The sequence below is a fragment of the Natronococcus jeotgali DSM 18795 genome, assembly GCF_000337695.1.
Lineage (GTDB): Archaea > Halobacteriota > Halobacteria > Halobacteriales > Natrialbaceae > Natronococcus > Natronococcus jeotgali.
Genome location: NZ_AOIA01000090.1, coordinates 1 through 1,943 on the forward strand (window position 1 = coordinate 1; position 1,943 = coordinate 1,943).

At 64.0% G+C, this 1,943-nt stretch carries 1 protein-coding gene; it reads right to left on the reverse strand.

The annotated features are described in order from the left end of the window. Positions 1-106: 106 nt before the first annotated feature. Positions 107-925: a rolling circle replication-associated protein gene (locus C492_RS09220; protein WP_004045523.1), complete on the reverse strand. Its 819-nt coding sequence runs from the start codon at positions 923-925 to the stop codon at positions 107-109. Positions 926-1,943 lie beyond the last annotated feature (1,018 nt).

A 1,943-nucleotide genomic window follows, 5' to 3' on the forward strand; every position in this document is an offset into this window, starting at 1 on the left:
GGGTCGCCGAAAATCGAACCGACCCCACCACCCACCACAGGGACCTATAACGGTGTCTAGGGGGACCCCACCCGGCACCTCTCACCTCGCGGTGGGACCGACCGATCTAGTCTGGTGGCGGTCCTCTATCCTCGTCGCGCCGGAAGTCTCCCGACGCAGCCGACACCCAGTCCTCGACGATCGGATCCCACGCCATCAGTGACCAGTCCTCCTCGAGCGCACTGCCGTCACGATCGTCGCCGCCCGGATCGCGTGGATCGAGATCGACGTCGGCGCTAGATCCGTACCGCCGCGACCCCGACGGCAGGAACGACAGCGAGCCACGACCGAGGTACGCACTGATGTAGTGCGCCGCGTTCCGTGCGTCCACCCGCCGGATGTCCACCACCCGGCCGAGGCCGACGCGCTCGGCCAACTGCGACAGTTCCCGCTGCGGCAGGAACCGATCCACGAGCAGGTGCAGGTGCGGCCGGTCCCGCTCGTCTCCCTCGTGCCGCACCCACAGATACGACAGGTTTGGATAGCGGTCCCTCAGTTCCGTCCTCAGCGCGTTCCACCGATCGGTGATGTACTCGTGCTTCTCCTCCTTCGACGCGGGCGCTCTGCGGTCCACTGTGAGCGTCAGGAACCGACGCATCTCCGGGCGCTCCTCCGTGATCCGTTCTATCTCCTCGATCAGTCCCATCCTCAGCCGGTGGCCGCAACACTCGCAGTCCCACGAACCGCAACGGTACGACGCCTGTTCCCCCGATTCTGTCTGGTACTTCAGGTGCGCCAAGTCCTTCCGGCAGTCCGGCCGCTCCCGATCCGGCCCGCAATCCCAGTCCCGACCGAGCCGTGACTGCTCATCCAACTCGACCTCGCCGTCGACGGGATCCGCGCTCACTCCGACCACCCCGACCGACGCGATCGCGAGCTGCTCCACGAGTGGCCCGACAGCACGTCCGGCCCAGCTGGGGCGGCACTATCCGACGACCGCGACGAAGACGAGCCGGTGGCACCGCACCGCACCATAGCCACCGGCACGTCTTCTACCGCACCGCACGGTGGAACGCCTGAATTGGCGAAGCATAGCGGCTCTTGAGTTGTTCTAACTAGCGTCGAGTAAAGACCGCACCGCCGCCGCACCGCCACCGCACAAGATAGCCCCCTCCCGCCGGTCGGGGGCGTGCGGATCGGGCGGCCCTCGAGCCGGGTACGCCGGCTCTCGGGCAAATCAAGATCGCCCGATCCTTGCGGTGGATCGGCGCTTAGTCGTCCAGACCGAGCGTTTCCGTGAACCGTCGAAACACTTACTGACTCGGCTGAGAGAGGACAGAGCGAGGACGAACCCTCCGGCCAAGAGGTTTCCACCGGGCGATTCTGCCACAAATCGCGTCCGGTGGAATCGTCCGTCGCCCGGGCCTTCTCCGGGCATTCACTCACGTTGCGTAGCTTTGACTGCGACGAGAACGACTAGCCCCTTAAAGAATACTGACCTTTCACCCCGGCAGAACATCTACCTATCCCGATACTACCAACACGCCCACATATTGTTATTAGCAGTTCTAACCATAGCCAGACAGAACCCGAAACCGCATGACAGCGCAGGGGTCGCCGATCGCCCCGGAGTATCACCCATCACAACTTACCGCCGTCTTGCGATTCTTCCCCCTGTCGAATCCCGGCCCTATCCGTACAATCGCAGGACGGCGTAAGGATACCCCTGTCTGAACCGCCACAACTTACCGCCGTCTTGCGATTCTCCCACCACAATCACTCGCCCCTCCGCTCCCTAATCGCAGGACGGCGCAAGGGTCGCCGAAAATCGAACCGACCCCACCACCCACCACAGGGACCTATAACGGTGTCTAGGGGGACCCCACCCGGCACCTCTCACCTCGCGGTGGGACCGACCGATCTAGTCTGGTGGCGGTCCTCTATCCCTGTCTCTTATACACATC